The sequence below is a fragment of the Pseudoalteromonas sp. MMG033 genome (genome assembly GCF_057197785.1).
The window spans coordinates 3,268,911-3,287,536 of record NZ_CM170070.1; the positions used below are offsets into that span (position 1 = coordinate 3,268,911).

The following is an 18,626-nucleotide window of genomic DNA, read 5'->3' on the forward strand; positions in this document are numbered from 1 at the left end:
GCTATATGAAATAATATGTTAACAAATTATTTTTGTTATTTATTTGTGTTTCTTGTTGATTTTTTGCTCTCAACTTTGAGGTAGTATCCCTGTAAATGGAAAGTTACTGTCAGTGAGTGCTAATTGCATTCGGTGTATTGTGGATATACAAAAGGAGTTTGACGCGTTGAATAGCGAGCCCAAAAAAACTACATCATTTCTTATACTAGTTATCTTTTTCTTGTTGCAAATGACGGTTGTCGCCTCAAAAGCACATGCAAGTTTATTTATTCCTATCAGTGTAGGAAAAACTTTAATAATGGTGCCTCGGCCAATAGAGTCTGGTGAATATAATGCACAAATTACTGAAGATAGTCGGGGCAGAGTACTTACTTGGACTTCTGAATTAAGTGCTGACAAGTATGCCATTCAAGTTTTAAATGAAAACGGGCACTGGGAAACGTTACTATTCACCACTGAAACATCCGTATTGCTAGATGATAGGTTTAACGATTTTGCACAAGTCAGAGTGGCTTTGTGTTATAGCCAAAGTTGCTCGTTAATCGCAGCAGGCAGTTTAGTCCAAAATATATTTGAAACTGACTATGCTGATGCAACTACATCAATACCTGTCAATGCATCTCTTGTTAGCCCAAGTGCGCCAAATGTTGATAGTGTAGGCACGCTTAAAGGCAGCGCGAGCGTAAGCGGCGGCACTGCAACGTATTCTATTCCTATTGAATTAACGGCTGGGCGTGCAGGTATGCAACCCAGTGTATCGTTAACTTACTCTTCTCAAACTGGAGGGGGTATTGCAGGTAAAGGTTGGTTATTGTCTGCTGGCTCAGCCATTACACGCTGTCCTGCAACATATGCACAAGAAGGGTATACCAGCAATCCGCTATATAACAATGATGATAGGTTATGCCTCAATGGTCAAAAATTAGTGCTCGTTCGAGGGCGATATGGTGAAAGTGGTGCTCAATATAGAACTGAGATAGACAGTTTTGCACTTGTTACGCAACAGGGTGCATTAAATTCAAATTCTAGTTATTTTAGTGTTAAATATAAAAATGGCCATGTCAGTGCTTTTGGAACGTCAGCTAATAGTTGCGATATTCATCATCAATACAAGGGACCATATTCTTGGCTGATTGACTATACACGTGATGCAACGAGTAAAAACTTTATTCACTATGAATACGTTCTTTATGGTGAGAATGAAAAGCTACTAGATAAAATAAATTATACGGGAAATAGTAGCTCTCATTCAGGTATTCATAATATTCACTTCGAATATGAGCAGGTGGGCGATCCGACTACTAAATATCATCACGGAGTAAAATACGAAAGTACGCAACGTTTAAAGCGTATTATTACAAAACATGAGAAGAGTCAAACACGCGCTTACATTCTAGATTACAAAGTTAGTTTGGCATCAGGTTCCGATTTACTCGCTTCTGTTGAGTTATGTTATGGCTCAACGGGGGCTTATTGTTTGCCTAAAACCACATTTGATTGGGCCGATCAGTCAATGACAGTGAGAGGCACATTCGTAAATATAAATGCAGGAAAAAGTATCGCAGCAGTATTACCAAATGGCGATCGAAATGGTGATGGTGCAAGAGATTGGCCCGGCTTTTATATCAATGCAGAAGGGAATATAACAAATAATACGCACCCGATGACTGACTGTGAGTTTTCAGGCACTAGCGGTGAAAAAGTAAATTGTAATTCACAAACTGCAGACTATAACTTAGATGGGCTAACAGATGACTTTGATTTTGAAGCGGCTTCAGTAAGTTCTAAGAAAAAACTAGTTATTTATCGCAGTAATTCAAATGGTACTTCAACACAGATCAACACAAATATTGAGGTACCACATTTGTCTTCTTTTCTACACGTCGGAGATATGAATGGCGATAGTTTACCTGATTTGGTCATTTATGAAAAAACGGCGTCATACAGTGCTGACGAAATAAACTTTTATTATCACAGCGGTAACTCTGCATCTCCATATTCGGCAGCCCGAAGTCAAAAGCTATTTTCAGTCAATAAACGGACTAATACTACGATGCCTTCTGAGTCATATGCACTGGGTGGTGATTTTGACGGTAATGGTATTCCAGACTTTTACCGTGTATCCCTTGGTTCTAATGATAAAGGGCAGGGCAGGCTTTCATCTATTTTGCTTATATCATCAGATGGTAATTTACTGAGTTCATTCCCAAAAGCAGTGAACTTTGATGATGAAAATGATTATCTAGACCGACATGAAGGGGCTTGGGCTCGCTTTTATCGTTTTGCAGACTTAAATGGTGATGGCTTAAAAGATTGGTTTGGTTGGTATAAGCCAAGGACTAACGGCAGTCGACTATTTGTGAGATATAGCACTGGCAATGGTACATTTGGTGCTGCGATAAATACCGGGAAATGGATCAGTAGTAGAGAGTTTATTTTTGAAGAGCGCTTTGGAGGGGAGGGGGATACAGAGAGTCTGCGCAGTGCCCATATTCCTAAATATGGCGACGCAATTAAAGTATCTGATATTGATGCAGATGGCAAAGAAGAGTTATTAGTACCAGCGAGCATAATTGTAAAAGGCTGCCATAATGTCAGTCATTATCAATATAGAGGTCAGAGCGTAACTGAATTTTGTGGTGAGCAAATTTATACTGAAACAGTACCCAGTGGTAATAGAAGAGTAAAATCTATAGAAGGCAGCTACGACCGTAGTATTTACTCATTCACAAAACTAGAGTTAAAGAACGATAGCTTTGTTAGCTCAAGCACAGATTTTATAGGCTCTATTTACCAATCTGCTATGGTTGATGCGCAGGGGGATGGTTTACCAGATCTTGTGTTTAACTATGGATGTGAGCGAGGTGCGAGTGGATCCAATTGCCGTTTTTTAGATAGCACACCAACTGGTTATGCTAAAGGTAAAATTAATATCAGCCGCAATTATGGCACTGGATCAGGCACTAATGGTAGTCGCTATCGTCCATTGGATTTGCTGAGTTCAGTGACCAACGGGGAAGGGTTAAAAAGTGAATGGCAATATCGCCCGCTTTCGTCTTCTGTGAGTACGGGTATCACTGGTCTTGAACAATTATATAAGAGCGACACTACTTATACTCGAGGCTACCAGAACTTTACCTCTAGCATGTATGTGGTTAACGAGTTTAAGCAAGACAACGGCGTGGGAGGGGATTTCGTCCGTAGGTATGCGTATCGCGGTGCTTTATTTAATAATCAAGGTAGAGGGTTCTCAGGGTTTAGAACGATAATAGAAGCGGATATTACACAGGGACTGGTTACTCAGTCTGATTTTCGTCAACACTTCCCTTATGCGGGTAAGCTAAAGAGGAAAGCGACGTTTACCTCAGCTGAATACCCTAAAAATGGTAACGCTTTGAATCCGGTTGAAAGCATGGCCATTAGTCAGTCTGCAATATCCTGGGTAGATAATTCAAGTCATACTATTTCGGGCGTTTATAGTGTTTATGCTAATTCAAGTTATGACGTAAAACGAGATTTAACCACAAAGGATAAGCTGGTAGAAAAGCGCTCTAAGGTATTCTCGATTGATAAATACGGGAACATCACCAAATCTGAGCAGACCCTTGAAGATAGTAGTGGTTTGGTCAAAACAATCACAGAGAACACGTTTAACAATAATGAAAATGATTGGTGGATAAATAAGCTAACCAAGAGTGTAGTCACTAAATACGCTGTTTCTGGTCGAAGTGGTAACGATCCATACACTCAATATTCGGGCAGTGAGCAAGGGCTCGACGTCACGACTAATACGTCAACAGATTTCAGTAACTTTAATAATGCAAGGAAAGCTAAAACAGTCACCGTAAGAGGTTCCAGCGGCGTTGGCCATCAGACCGAGTACGAGTTTAATAGCTATGGCCTGCCAATAAAAGTCACCAATAAGGCTCGCGTTTATAATAATTCTGCTTGGACTGAACAAAGCCGTGTTCAGACTATAAATTATAGCTTAAATGGTCAATCCGTAGCTTCTAGCGGCTATTATATTTTTGATGTAACTAACGCTAAACAACATAGAGTGCGTACTATTACAGACGCAAAAACCGGCCTTAAAAAGGAGGTTCACAAACAGGTCAATTCAAGAGACTTTCTCACTACAAAATTTACATATGACGGTTATTTACGACCATATAGCCAAAAAGTAGAGGGATCTCCGACGCTTTACACTGCTGTACAAACAGCGAGTACCTATGCCCCAAGTGATGCTGTTAAACAGGTTCGGACTGTGGCAGCCGGCGCGCCAGAGCAAGTAGCGTTTATTGATAAATTGGGGCGTACAATTCGTACAATGGTTCTAGGTCAGAATAACGTTTGGGTATTTACCGACGCCACTTTCAACGCACGAGGGTATCCGCTATTTCAATCTCAGCCTTATAAATGGCAGCAAACTAAGTACGGTGTGCAGTTTGAAAATTATGATGCGTTAGGTCGTCCAGAGCGTAAAGTGACAGACCAACAGTGTGGCCCTTTTTCAAGTGGCACCATGACCGCAGAATATACTTATACTGGCTTCAAAACCTTCATCGATGTTTCTGAGTCCTGTTACAACATTCAGCTAGGTCAGATGAGCCGCACTTATAACGGCCAAAATCAATTAATAGAAACCGTTGATGCATTAGGAGGCAGCACACGATATGCATACAATGGTCAAGGGCTTCCTATTGTGATCCAAGATGCTAACGGACATAACATTTTGGCTAAATATGATGCGTTTGGTAATAAAACCAGAGTGGTAGACCCAAATCAAGGCAGTACAAATTTTGTTAATAATGGCTTTGGTGAAGTGCAGCGAGAAGCTCGCAGTAACTCTAAAACTGTGAACCTTAACCTCGATACCTTGGGCCGTATTATAAAAAGAACAGCATCAGGTGAAGGCACTTTAAACTATATTTTTGATACACACTCATATGGTCAATTGACGAGCTCAGTAGGCAATGGCGTTACCCATACTTATAGTTATGATGGCCTTGGTCGTGCGATTTCGCACACTGTGAGTGACGATAATAGAAGCTTTACGACTAAAACATATTATGATGCAAACTATGGTCGTGTTAAAGGTGTGCGTTATCCAAACAACCTGACTTTAGAATATATCTATGATGATAAAGGCTATCAAATTGAAACCAAGAACAAGGCCAGTGGTTATCGATACCAACAGGTGACTGCACGTGATGTGTTTGGGGCTATTCAGTCACAAACCTTGGGCAATGGCTTAACAACGAATACCTATTATAGCCGTCAAACAGGTCAAATGGTTGAGCATTACACCCATAAAAACAACGCCAATTTACTGTCTATCCAATATACGGCTTATGATGGGTTTGGAAACTTAAAAGGCATGTCAGTTGAGTCAGGTAGCTTAGCAAATCGGCATCAATTTGAGGAGTCATATCAGTACGATCACTTGCATCGATTAAAGTCTAATCAAATCCAGGGTTATACCACCATTCGTTACGATTATGATGCTGTAGGTAACATCACGAGTAAATCTGATTATGCGTCGACGTATAACTATACGACACGTTTATCAGGTCACAGTGGTGGCGGAGCAAATGCCGTCAAACAAGTTAATAAAAATGGACGTTGGGTCGGCTTTAGCTACGATGGCCGCGGAAATATGGTCAGAGGTGATGGACTAAGCGCTGCATCTTATAACGCGATGGATAAGCCTACGCGGCTGGTTAAAAATGGCGTGACTGCAGAATTCACATATGGTGCAGACCATATGCGCTTTAAACAAGTGCAAAGTGGCATCACGACATATTATGCAGGCAAGCATTATGAAATTGAGGTGGAAGGAAACAAAACGACAACGCGTGCCTACATTGGTGATACAGCAGTTGTTTCGACAAAATCTGGCGCAAGCCCTTATATTCGTTACTTGCATAAAGACCGTTTAGGGAGCGCAAGGCTTATTACGAATGCTAATGGATATGTGGTTACTGAGCGTAATTTTGACCCATTTGGTAAGCCTCGCTCGGCTTCAGGTGCTTTAAAGTTCACCGCAAAGCTGGGGGACATAGCGTCTGCAAAAACTAAGCGCGGATTTACAGACCATGAACATCTAGAAGAACTAGCGCTCATTCATATGAACGGTCGGGTGTACGATTATAACCTTGGACGGTTTATGAGTGTAGATCCCTTGATACAGTCGCCCGGTAACTCGCAGTCGATAAATCCCTACTCGTATATTATGAATAATCCGTTGGCGGGGACAGACCCAACGGGATATTGCGGCACAGCAATTAAAGGCAAGCATCAACCATTTTGTGCGACATTCGGTGAGAATGACCTACCAGCTGGCAAACAAGCAAGCATGATGGGAGATCAAGTGGTTGCAAATGCGATGCATGAGACTTACTCGAATTTGAATGGTGCGCAACAACAAAATACGAGTATCAATAGTGAGAAGTCGATAACGGATATGTTGTCGCAAAATGAGGTTGCGAAGAAAAGCGAGGTTGGGGATAATGGTACCAATCAAGGACAAAGCTATTCACCTGAGATAACTGGTACTATCGAGCCTATCGTTGGGAGTCCAACTAAAGGGTTCTTAAAGTCCTTAGTCAATGGTCTAACGTTTGGAATTGTTTATGGTGATATAAGCTCCATACCTTCTTTGAATGCGGACCCTATTGATAGTGCTGACATTGAGGCTTACGAAGAACAAGCTGGTGCAGAGCGTTACGCAATGGCTATTCTTCCGGGCAAAGCTACTGCAACAGCAACTCAAACGTTACGTAGCTTGCCTATGCAAATTCACCATTTTGCAACCAATAAAAGCAAAACCTTTACTCCTGCAATGGAAAAGATTGCAGAAAAGTATGGCCTTAAGCTGGATGACATGTGGAACAAGCAGTCATTACCGCATTTAGGTCGACATCCTAACGCATATCATCAATTCGTACTGGATGGCATGAGGCGCTCCCATAAAGAAGCAAGGGGCAATGTGGATACATTCTTGTCAGGCTTTGATAAGTACGTTAAACAGCCCGTACTTAGCAACCCTGAGCTATTAAGAAAAAGCGGTTGGAAATAACAAATTGATGAGTTTTTATTATGTGCTACCACCTGATGATTCAGTGGTAGCAACTATTTCAGACAAATGTGACATTGACTTTGTTGATGAGTTGCAAGAAAACACCTGCAACGTATTGTTCAATGCAGAGAAAGAAGGTCTTGGTGACATTCTGGCAAATGACCTCGGTTGGCCTTTGTATTCGAAGAAAGTGAAGGACATAATAGATTCTGTTATAGAGGACAAGTCGCACTATGTTTGGCACAAAGTATCTATAGCCACACCACATAGTGTTACTGACTATTACGTACCACAATTCTTAAAGGAGCTTGATGTACTTGATGCATCTCATTCAATATATGCTGAAGGTGGATTTGTTGTTAAAGCGTGTATTGAGCCAGCTAAAGCCCATAACAGAGGAATGTTTCCAGTTCCCGGCTCTGACTCTCGAATAATAATTTCTCAGGATATATGTTGTGTGTTAAGTGATAGTGGAGTAGATACGACTCATTTTGAAACAGCGTCAACTTCACCAAATCACCACCACTAAGCCTATACTCTAATGTAACCACCGATCTCCGATCGGTGGCACCCCGCTTTCACCCATCATCACAATTTCACACCAACTCCAGCATTACTAGCAATTTACCAGGCTGAAAACATTCCCACTTTGGAGTATAATCGGGAAAGTTACGGAGAACCTGAATGAGAAATATCAGCAACTTAGAAGATTATAGAACACCCACCCCAAGCACCAAAAACTCGAAAGTTACCAATACCCGCAAATATAAAGATGTTCGTGAACGTGAGTATCTGACACCATCAGAAATTGAACGCATCATAAAAGCTGCCAAGAATATCGGACGCCATGGTCACAGGGATATGACAATTGTAACTCCCACATAAACTGAAACAGTTCAGAAGTGTAATTTTTATCAATATATCCCTAAATTCAACATGCAAGTGCACCACATATCAAAACTATATTTTGGAATGTTAGGAGGGTTGTTTCTATTTTGAAACAGGCAAAAGTTTGAACGTGATGTCAATTGGAATGGGGGTAATATGAGTTTATGGTGAATTTCCTAAGCCTCGCTCGGCTTCAGCTGCTTTAAAGTTCAACGCAAAGCTGGGGGACATAGCATCTGCAAAGACTAAGCGCGGATCCACAGACCAGGAACATCTAGAAGAACTAGCGCTCATTCATATGAACGGTCGGGTGTACGACTACAACCTTGGGCGGTTTATGAGTGTAGATCTCTTGATACAGTCGCCCGGTAACTCGCAGTCGATAAATCCTTACTCGTATATTATGAATAACCCGTTGGCGGGGACAGACCCAACGGGATATTGCGGCACAGCAATTAAAGGCAAGCATCAACCATTTTGTGCGACATTCGGCGAGAATGACCTACCTGCTGGCAAACAAGCAAGCATGATGGGAGATCAAGTGGTTACCAATGCGATGCATGAGACTTACTCGAATTTGAATGGTGCGCAACAGCAAAATACGAGTATCAATAGTGAGAAATCGATAACGGATATGTTGTCGCAAAGTGAGGTTGCGAAGAAAAGCGAGGTTGGGGATAATGCTAACAATCAAGGTGGTGGTGGGTTCCTTGACTCTGTTATTGGCTATGTCAAAGGGCTAGGGCAATCCTTCATTGATAGCCAAGCGCAAGCTCTGGCTGGAGGGTTAGGAGTAGAGGATACTGAAAACATCCAATCTTCTATTCAGATACCTATTTCCGAATCTGAGCTTGCTGGGGCAGAGTTAGCACAATCATCTGTTGCCAATGCAGGAATGGTATCGTCATCTGTAATGATGATTGCCAATCTGAGAAATGGTGAATTTACTCCTAGTAAAGATATGATAATGGGCTCACTATCTTTGCTTGTAAAAGATGGTGCCATTGATGCTTCAGTTCTCAGCACTTATGTTCCTGACAATCTTCGTAATTCTGTTATGCCCACAGATAGAGTGCCAGCAGGACAAAAATTCCGGTTCAAAATTGGTAATACTAAAGTGAGTATAAAATGGCACTCTCCTGACTTAGGCCTTAGAAAGACAATGCCTCGATCCAACTCTGCAAGAGTTTGGACAGCGCAAATACAAGTTGGCAAAAAATTCTTAATGAGTAACGGTTCATGGACTAGAGAGCAAAAGTCCAACAGAACTCATATACCAGTTATTAGGTGAAGTTATGATTGATTTATCATATTACGAATGCCTTCCTGACTTCATGCCTCAGCATGAAATTGAAGGGGAACTCAAAGGGCTTTTAGAAAAATATAAACTAGAAGCAGACCGAAACCTGTTTGATGCGATATATGAACTGTCATCACGCCAAGTTAACAATTATGCATTGATCACTAATGAATTGCGATTATCAATAAGTGAAGTAATTATTTCGTGTTGGGATATGGACTGCATTGATAATACTGAAACGTGCATAGCAATAATCACCAACTTAGGGTTGCAGGTTGCCTACAAACACATGAGAGAAGAAGCTTCTAACGTGACAAATTCAGATGTTAAGCACGAACTAGACGAAGCATTTGTTGAATTAGGTGAATCTATTGAAGATGCAGGTGACATATCTTGAAAATCGTTGTCAGGATCCCCCGGGGATCCTGACAACCTTCCCATTATCATTACTAGGAATTATCACAGCGATAAGATAGGTGACATAACTGGAGTTACAATTCGTGATTTCACCCTACTTTATAGAGCTTGGCATATGCACTTGGAGTCATGTTGGTAAATCGTTTAAATGCCAAGTTAAACGCTGATTTAGAGTTAAATCCGGCGTTAAAGGCAATATCTAATAAAGTATATTGCGATGACCTTCGAGCTGATAATTGTTTTTGCACTTCTTTCACTCTCAATTCATTGACATAGTCATTAAAGTTTTTATTTGTGGCTGTATTGATTGCCCACGAGATATCTTTGGTTTTGATTTGGGTGCGAGCACATATATCATTGACGCTTAACTTTGCCTGTAAATACAGAGAGTCCGCCATGACAGCTTGGTGGATTTCATCAAACAATTTTTGAGCGAGCTCTGTGTTATTTAATTCTTCTGAGGTTTCATTAAGATAGGCTGTATCAGAAATCGCAGGAGGTTCTGCTTGACCATTTAGTTGGTTTTGTCTCGAGAGTCTTAATACCAGAAAGCATAAAATACAAAAAATTAAGGCAAGGTCGATAAAATACCAATGATAATAAATTACTTCGCTAGTCAGGCTGCGAACATTTAGTCTGACAAGATCAATGATAAATATAAACGCAAGCATAATGAGCGTATAATTTAACCAGCGTAATTGAAGGTTTTCAGCATCGGAACGCGTATTAAAAATTGACCAATTATATTTGTTAAGTAATTTTTTACTTTGGTGGATGTAAATTAGCTGGCTAATCGTCGCAATAGCAATAACAACTTGGGTGTGGTGTGTAAAAGGCAAAGCCATTAAAGTTGGAACAGTATGACATGCGACTCGCCAATTAGCTTGAAAATAAATTCCTACCAACTGGCGGCTCATGAAATATAAAATTGGCCCAAGTAAAAGTGTCAGTGCTGGGGTGATAAAAAACAGTGGCTTTGTGATGTTTAGCTCTTCTAGTAGGTTAAGTAGCATCAATACGCTGTAGTAGAGTAGTAATGCAACCACACCTTGAAGTCGCTTTTGGCCCCACAATAAAAGTGTGCCGAATATACCTAAAAAAATAAATAAGCATTGCAAAAGGTTTACGGGTTTTATCATGATGAAATCAATCATAGATTCACTTTTGAAATTATTAGTTTAAATATCATGGGTTTATATTTATTTTGAAAAAGTCCTAAATCCTGATTTGAGACGAACTAGATACATGCTTTGTTAATATTAAGTGCATTAATAAAGTGCTTTGGAGACGTTATGCACCTGTTTACTGTTTGTATTCTTTTATTATCCTTATTCAATATAGGCTCGGCAATTGCCGCCTCAACAAAAACAACCACTTTAAGCATGAGTAATGATGCGCATAAGATTGATGCATCACTTGAATTTAGTCACGACAGTATTGCGTATTATAAGTTGCGAAATCAGGCAAAGAGTCTAACACGCGATGGCAATTTTAAGGAGGCATTACCATTACTTTTAAAATTAGCTGAACAATATCAAAATGATGGTGAGATATGGTATTTACTTGGTATCGCGCAGAGACAGTTACAAGATTTTCGTGCAGCGATTCATTCATTTAAACAAGCGCTGGCCTTAGGTGTAAGGGTTCATGGTATTAAAGGTAATTCTAGTAACCCTAATGATCTAATGGTGACGATTGCACGACTGTACGCTCAGTTAGACGAAGAGGCTGAAACAAAATATTGGTTAACTAAAGCACTTAATCACCGCTGGGATGATAAACCTAAGTTGGCTGGCACCAGTTTGTTTACTAAAGGTGCAGATCAACACTTTGCACAATTCCATCAAAAAAGCTGGTATCAAGATCTTGTTGGTGTAGCACGTTCATTTAAAAACCCAGTTGAAGGTTGGCGCTACGATCTAGCCTACTTGGTTGCTGAGATCAATCGGTTGCATGCCAACCCGTTTCACAGCGTCACTGAGATTGAATTTAACGCTAAAGTTGAAGCAATTTATAGCGAGATCCCAAGCTTAACTGATAGCCAAATAGTATTTGAATTTATGCGTTTGCTAGCCATGGTTAACAATGGCCATAACTTCTTTGTGCCCGCCTGGGGCAAAAAAGGAAACTTTACTCAATTACCCATGCAGTTTTATCAGTTTCGCGATGGACTTTATATTGTTGCAGCGAACGATGAGTATCAACAGTATATAGGCCATAAAGTGATTAAGTTTAATGGTCTAGACACAGTTGATGTACTTAAAATGACAGATGCTGTGAATGCCAAAGACAACACTATGCAGCGCCTGTGGCAGGGGCCTTATTATTTAAGTCTACTGCCTGTGTTAGAAGGACTAGGCGTGTTTAATGAGCATGACCCTTTAACTCTCACTTTGCTATCTTCAAAAGGAGGGGTCATAGACATTAAACCACAGAGTCAAAAAATGAACTTTAATGGCTTTCCAAAACTACCACAGCTTGGCAAAAAACAGTTAACTCCTTTATATCTACAAAATGTAACAACGGCTTATTTTGACAAGGCGTTTTTAAAACAGCAAAGTCTCTATGTGCAATTTAATCAGGTTCAAAATACACAAGACGAAAGTTTAAAAGACTTTAACATACGCCTTCAGCAGCGATTGCTAAATAAAGAGGTTAAGCACTTTATTTTAGATTTGAGGCATAACAGCGGTGGAAATGGCTCTTTGCTAGCACCGATGATTAAAACAGCCGTACTATTTGAAGCGCTCAACCCTGATGGAAAGTTTTTTATTATAGCAGGGCGTAATACCTATTCTGCGGGCCATGATTTATTAGTGCGATTATTAGAGGTTACCGATCCGATCATAGTTGGTGAACCCTCGGGGACAAGACCCAATACAATAGGAGAAGCTGGATGGTTTACGCTGCCTTATAGTGGTCAAAAAGGGATTATTTCATCGCAGTTTCATCAAAAAAGTAGTGCAGAAGATCACCGTATTTGGATAGCGCCAGACATGCCAATTACATTAGATGCAGATGATTATTTTAATGGTAATGACATTGCGCTCGATACAATTTTTGAATATATCAGCCATCAAGCAAAGAGGTGAAAAATTATATTTAGTATAGTAAGGCTATATCTTTATGAGTAAACAAACACGATATTAACTTTGCGATATTTATATATATTTCAGTATGAAGTACAGTTGAAAAAAGAAGTCATTTACAAGGATGTAGTATGTTAGAGAAACTTTTCCAAAGTTATTCTGTTAGAGCCAATGTAAGTGCGCAAATCTTTGGTATAAAAGTGATGCTTAAACGTTTGCTCTATTTTAAGAGTCCGCTGGTTGCAAAGCAGGATATGGCCTTTCTTGATTTGGTGCTTAGATTTCCTGATGAACATAAAGGCTTTAGTGAGGGCGCACAGGGTCATAGAAAGTGGTGGTTAGGTGCAAAGCCTTTGCCACCGTGTCGGTATGTATCAACTAAACCAACTTATGACGACTTATGTAGTTTCTTATTTGTAATGGGCGCACATCACTTAGATATTTTTGAGGCGTATATTCAGTCTTCTTTCTCAAAAGATGTACAGCGTTTATTTGTAGGTACTTCGAGTGCAGAATATTCGCCAAAAAACAGTGACGTTGATCCAATGGATTATTCTTTGGTTACAGAGGTTTTATCTAAAGGATGGTATCCGAGGTTAAAAGTACTGTGGTTAGGGTCTACGGAATTACTTTTTAATGGTACTTGGTCCAATGGCTCAGTGGGAAATGTGACAAAGCTTCTGAAGAAAATGCCGAATTTGTCTAACTTAGAAATATCTGGATTCTTTAAGTTAAATGAACCAATAGTGTTAAATAATCTCACATGTTTAGATATTGAGGTTTTGCACGACCTTAAACGTAAGGCCTGCCTCGAGCCAAGCCTTGACTCTGTGCAGAATTTACTAAGTTCAAATTTCCCAAAGCTGAAAGAAGCGCAATATTTTTTGCAATGTGAGGGTGATTTGACACGAAATCCAGGTTACATATTTCCAAAGGTATTTTTGGATATGTGCTCGCACCCCTCACTGCGTGAGTTATCATTGTCAGGCTTATTTCAAAAAGGAGAAATAAAAAAGTTACAGCAAAGCCGCTTAGGTCAAAACCTTGAGACATTCTACCATGACGCCTTAGAAGCTTATATTTTAATGGTTCACATTGAGCGAGGGCGGGGTTTAACCTTTATAAAAGCAACAGCTTATACCCATACAGAACATGCTAAGTTTTCTGCGCAGGAGGTGTATGAATATCAAGTCGGACACGATGCAGGTGTCTGTCAAATAGAGTCTGTGTACCAAAGCGTTGTGAGCCTATTAAAAGCGCATGAATTGTTTCCTGCACTCGTTGTTGTTCGCGATGACACATTTTTACTTGATAACAATGGTGACACACTTGGAAGCGGTATTTTTAACCAGTTATCGCATAGGGATAATGCCCCTAATGTTTTAGAAATAATGAATTCCATTGGAAAAGCAGAGCGCTCAAAGATAAAAACGCATAACGTAGGCTGCAAACAATTGCTATATACGAAGACGTCTGGGTATGAAGATGAATATGGTGACTTTGTATTTGATAAATGGTTGGAAAGTGGCTTCCTTGATACGATGCTGCAAGGACAGCAATTTCATAACGATTTCCATTAAACTAAACTTATGGGTGATCACTATTAAATATGGTCATCTATTTATACTGTATCTGTTCACATAAAGGCTCAGTAAAAAGTGTCCAGCATTTCAGCTGGACACCAAATTAGCTTGCTAATGCTTTATCCCTTAAATCTTAAAAAGAATAGTCTAAGCCAATATACGCCATACGAGGGCTACCAGGCTGTATACGCTCTCGGTTATAGCGGATCTCAGCTTGTAGGGCATATGTTTTATCTGTGATATTAGCGACTCGAGCATGCACTTTAAGCGCGTCATTGACTTGATAGTTTGCTTTTAAGTTTGCAATGGTATAACCGCTATATTCTTGTGAGTTTTCCGAGTCCATCCAATAGTCTCCGATGCTTTTTATTTCAGCAGTGATGTTTAACCCAGAAATAGCTTGGCTGTTGTAGTTTAAACGGAAGTTAGCCACATATTCAGGTGCCATTACTAGGCTATTACCAGACAGATCGACTTCTTTACTTTTTTTCGTTTTGTAGTCAATTCGCCCCTCATCTTGGATGTAATGATCAAACTTATGATTCGACTGGCTGTAAGCTAACGCAAGAGACCAAGCCGGTGAAAGGGTGTAAGTGGTGCCAAATTCAAACCCTTGATGTTGCACTTCAGCGGCATTAACGCGAAGACTTGAACCAAAGTCATCATATGCGGTGACAATGGCATCTTTCACATCCATCACGTAGTAAGCAAGTTCAACAGAAACTTTGTCAAAGTTAGCTTTATAGCCAATTTCATAGGTGTCTGATACTTCTTCATTTAATGAACTTAGCTGCGCGCTCGTTTCTTTCGTTTTTAAATGATACAGCTCTGAGAACGTGGGGATGCGTATTGCATTGGCGTAGCGTGTATAAATACTAGAATGCGTGTTTAATTGATAATTTAAACTGGCTTTAGGGCTCAGGTGCTCAAATGTATCATTGCGACTGGCGATAGAGCGATTACCAAACCCATCATTATCATAGACCGGAACAGCATTACTGAACTCATATTTGTTATGGTCATAGCGCAAACCAACAGCGTAATTTAGGCGCTCTGTGATCTTACCTAAGTGCTGAATATAAGGCGAAATACCAACAAAGGTCGTTGCATCATCATAAAAAACATGGCCTTCTGGGTATGTCGCCGCAGCCCATCCTGTGGTTGTGCGTGTTGTTGGTTGATAGGAGTAGGCATCTCCCTCAGAGCGTTCCAGATCGATACCAATGGTTGTTTCAAAATCAGTAGTATGTCTGAAGTTAGTTAATGCAAGTAGACCAATTGAGTTCACACTAGATTCAATTTTAGGCATATTTGGCTGCCACGTAGCTATGTAGTCGTTGTTGCGGTAACGAAGGTAAGGGATCACTGAGGCATAAAAGTCATTGTCTTCGTATGTGTATTCTGAGCTTAGCCTAACATAATCAGTTGTGCGGCGAGGGTCGATAGCTAGAACTTCAGTAGGCAGACCAGCTTGAGCTGGGTCTTGTAAAAGTTCATCTTCTTCAAGTGCATCTAACATTTGTTGGTCTAGGGTAGATGAAATTAAACTTGTTTTGATACTTTGCTTATCATCTATTTGGAATTCATGTAGTACATTAAACTCCGACTTTTTAACGCTACTATGAGCCCGCCACCCATCATTATCTAGATGTGCAGCGCTTACTCTGATGCCATTAGTATCTGATATGTTATGCGTTACGCTGCCGCTTAATCTCTGATAACCATGCTCACCCAATGTGATTGCAAGGTTGTCATTTTCGTTACTCACTGGCGCAGAAATGACATTGACGGTTGCGGCAACAGCACCTGAACCATACAGGCTGGTTCCTGCACCTTTCACTACTTCTAAACGAGAGAGTGAGGAGTTTGTGCTTGCCCACCAAAGCGCATTGTGATTATAAAAAGCCGCGGATTGTAGAGGCACGTTATCTTGAAGATAGAGAGTATAACCTCCAAAATTAATCGGCATACGTATAGCGGCATTATGACCTTGTCCTCCGGATAGTTGATTCAGCAACACACCAGAGATGGTTTCGAGTGACTCGGACACATGCTGTGCGTTGTCGTTTTTTATTACTTCACTTGATACACTGCCGACACTGAGGGCTAAATCAGTATTTGCCTTTGCAGTTCTGCTGGCTGTAACGATGATTTTTTCAATGTCATCGCTTTGTTGCTGAGCGTATAGCATATCAGCTTGTAAAAGTGCGACGGCAATGAGGGAATAAGAAAAGCCAGATTTCATTATGCTTGTTCCTTAGTTATTTTCTAATAATTCGTTATTTTTTAAGTTACGTTGCTGTTTCGCTCGGCGCTGGCGAAGTGATCTTGAAACGTACATGTATGTACCTGTTAATGCAACAAATACGAGACCAAGGCAGATCAACGCAATGATGCTATCACGTATGCCTTTGCCAAGCGGGTTTAAAAAGTGATATTTGTGCAGGTAACCAAAATGCCAACTACGTGCTTTTTGCCAATTGTCATTGATGGCAGCAATATAGCCTGTATGGATCTCGACACTGTAAAGTACCTCTGGTGAATGCTCGAAGCTTATTTGTTGTACAGGAAGTCGCTTATTTACAAACCCATACGTTGGTCCAAATTTATCCACTTTCTTTTCATGATTAATTTGTCCTGATATCTCTAGTTGGTCGAGCAACACAGAACGTGCAACACTTGTGTTGTCGAATCGCGTTTTTTGTGATTGCCAGTATGAAAAGCGCATCTTTTGTTTTTCAAATTGAACGATTTGGCTGACTACTTCACCGTTAATATTTAGTAATTGAAAATTATCGCCATTGGCGCTGCGCATTGCGTTTATGGGGTCGTGATTTATATCACGCGTGACAATGCTGTTTGTTGGTATTAAGGCTCTAAATTCCTGTATGAAGAATTTATCAATTAAAATGTGGGTGCTACTGCTGGCAAAACCAAGTAGGGATAAACTAAGAACTAACCCAGTACCTCTGTGCAACGACTTTGCAGATCTTCTTTTGGATTTAACTTTGAACCATAGCAGGCTGTATGCGACTAATCCAAACAAAGCGACAATACATAAAGCGATGCTTACGAATAACATTGGAATAAGTCTCCAGGGGCTATGTCGATCCCCTGCAAATTGCCATGTATGTAATTGCTTAAACCAATACGAGAGGGATTCTCTAAGGGGCGTGTTATGTGCGGCTATACGCTTTCCAAGCGTGTCAATGTATAAGTTGTTGCCATTATCAAGTTGCACGCGATAAACCGGCAATATTCTATTTATTTCGGGATAAGCCGTACTAAATTGTGTAATGATTTGCGTACTTTGAATACTTTGCCCGCTCCAGTTTTGAGCCAGATATTTGGCATATTCAATGTCAGTAAGAGGAAGTTGGGTGTTATCAAGAGGGAGGTAATGCACTTCCAAGTCATTAAGAGATTGCTCCTGCACCTGATAAAAATAGCGTTCTTTGTATTTTATAAGGCTTGCATGACTAAAGCTGACAATGCCATTTTGTGTCAGCGCCTCTTGGATATTTGTGTAACTTTGTAAATCTTTTATATCTGCAACAACCAGATTATTTTTTATTGTTGGCGCTTTGGCAAAGTGTGACATTGCAGGGTGGAGCAGCCCTGAAAGCGCCCATATAATCAAAGGAACTAGGCTACATAATGCGAGCCTTTTATGCCATAGCAGCAGGTGTTTGAGCATTTTATTGTTATCATATTAAGGATAATTCGAGGATTATATGTAATAAATTTGCTGCTGATAATGTGACAAATTGTCGCATGACTTTTCGACTCTTATCATTAGTGTCAAAATCTCATAAGTTGTAAGTAATTGTAAAGTAGCTATATACAGGTGACATTTCGATTGATACATTAAAGTGAACCAAATTGGGTACTAACTTTGAAGTACTAGTAACTTTTTGGGAAGCGCAATGAGTGCGCCCAATAAATAATAAAAAAGGAACTCTCATGTTTATCGTCACGCTTAATTATCTCGTTGGATTATCTGAAGTCGAGAAGTATTTACCTTTACATATTGAATATTTAGATCAATGTTATGACGATGGTATTTTTTTAATGTCTGGCCCTACTGAACCCCGTACCGGAGGCGTTATTTTAGCCACCTCACCCTCCAAAGAAGTACTGGAACTTGCCCTAAGTGAAGACCCGTTTTTTAAAACAGGTATTGCTGAATATAATATCACTGAGTTTGTGCCAACAAAATCAATGAAGGAGTTAAATTATTTGATATAGTTCACTGCAGGTATTTAGTGTAA

The 18,626-nt window shown here is 40.1% G+C and carries 11 protein-coding genes; 8 read left to right on the forward strand and 3 right to left on the reverse strand.

Going from position 1 to position 18,626, the window contains the following annotated elements; translation table 11 throughout:
* Positions 1-139: 139 nt before the first annotated feature.
* The 5 genes from AC2CZC_RS14280 to AC2CZC_RS14300 all read left to right on the forward strand — a co-directional run bounded on the left by AC2CZC_RS14280 (position 140) and on the right by AC2CZC_RS14300 (position 9,663).
* Positions 140-7,078: an RHS repeat-associated core domain-containing protein gene (locus tag AC2CZC_RS14280; protein WP_484582291.1), complete on the forward strand. Its 6,939-nt coding sequence runs from the start codon at positions 140-142 to the stop codon at positions 7,076-7,078.
* A 7-nt stretch (positions 7,079-7,085) separates the two neighbouring features.
* Positions 7,086-7,607 carry an imm11 family protein gene (locus AC2CZC_RS14285; protein WP_484582292.1) on the forward strand — a complete coding sequence of 174 codons (522 nt, stop codon included), beginning with the start codon at positions 7,086-7,088 and terminating at the stop codon, positions 7,605-7,607.
* 155 nt (positions 7,608-7,762) lie between these two features.
* Positions 7,763-7,963, forward strand: coding sequence for a hypothetical protein (locus AC2CZC_RS14290; RefSeq protein ID WP_484582293.1), 201 nt, complete (start codon positions 7,763-7,765; stop codon positions 7,961-7,963).
* Between the two features lie 232 nt (positions 7,964-8,195).
* On the forward strand, positions 8,196-9,257 hold the full coding sequence (locus tag AC2CZC_RS14295) for an RHS repeat-associated core domain-containing protein (protein WP_484584890.1): 1,062 nt from the start codon (positions 8,196-8,198) through the stop codon (positions 9,255-9,257).
* A gap of 4 nt (positions 9,258-9,261) precedes the next feature.
* A complete protein-coding gene (locus tag AC2CZC_RS14300; protein WP_484582294.1) occupies positions 9,262-9,663 on the forward strand; it encodes a hypothetical protein in 402 nt (133 codons plus the stop codon).
* 109 nt (positions 9,664-9,772) lie between these two features.
* Here AC2CZC_RS14300 and AC2CZC_RS14305 read toward each other — a convergent pair whose 3' ends face one another.
* Positions 9,773-10,837, reverse strand: a complete 1,065-nt coding sequence (locus tag AC2CZC_RS14305) for a helix-turn-helix domain-containing protein (RefSeq protein WP_484582295.1) — start codon at positions 10,835-10,837, stop codon at positions 9,773-9,775.
* A gap of 138 nt (positions 10,838-10,975) precedes the next feature.
* Here AC2CZC_RS14305 and AC2CZC_RS14310 point away from each other — a divergent pair, with 138 nt between their 5' ends.
* A complete protein-coding gene (locus AC2CZC_RS14310; protein WP_484582296.1) occupies positions 10,976-12,775 on the forward strand; it encodes a TPR end-of-group domain-containing protein in 1,800 nt (599 codons plus the stop codon).
* Positions 12,776-12,903: 128 nt separating this feature from the next.
* Positions 12,904-14,352 (forward strand): hypothetical protein, encoded by a 1,449-nt coding sequence (locus AC2CZC_RS14315; protein ID WP_484582297.1) that lies wholly within the window; start codon positions 12,904-12,906, stop codon positions 14,350-14,352.
* Between the two features lie 136 nt (positions 14,353-14,488).
* On the opposite strand, the gene AC2CZC_RS14320 is transcribed toward AC2CZC_RS14315, so the two are convergent.
* Positions 14,489-16,600: a TonB-dependent receptor gene (locus AC2CZC_RS14320; protein WP_484582298.1), complete on the reverse strand. Its 2,112-nt coding sequence runs from the start codon at positions 16,598-16,600 to the stop codon at positions 14,489-14,491.
* 12 nt (positions 16,601-16,612) lie between these two features.
* Entirely contained in the window at positions 16,613-18,052 is a 1,440-nt protein-coding gene (locus tag AC2CZC_RS14325) for a PepSY domain-containing protein (protein ID WP_063362361.1), read from the reverse strand.
* A 266-nt stretch (positions 18,053-18,318) separates the two neighbouring features.
* Between AC2CZC_RS14325 and AC2CZC_RS14330 the strand changes: the two genes are divergently transcribed.
* Positions 18,319-18,603, forward strand: coding sequence for a YciI family protein (locus AC2CZC_RS14330; RefSeq protein WP_063362360.1), 285 nt, complete (start codon positions 18,319-18,321; stop codon positions 18,601-18,603).
* The last annotated feature ends 23 nt before the right edge of the window (positions 18,604-18,626 follow it).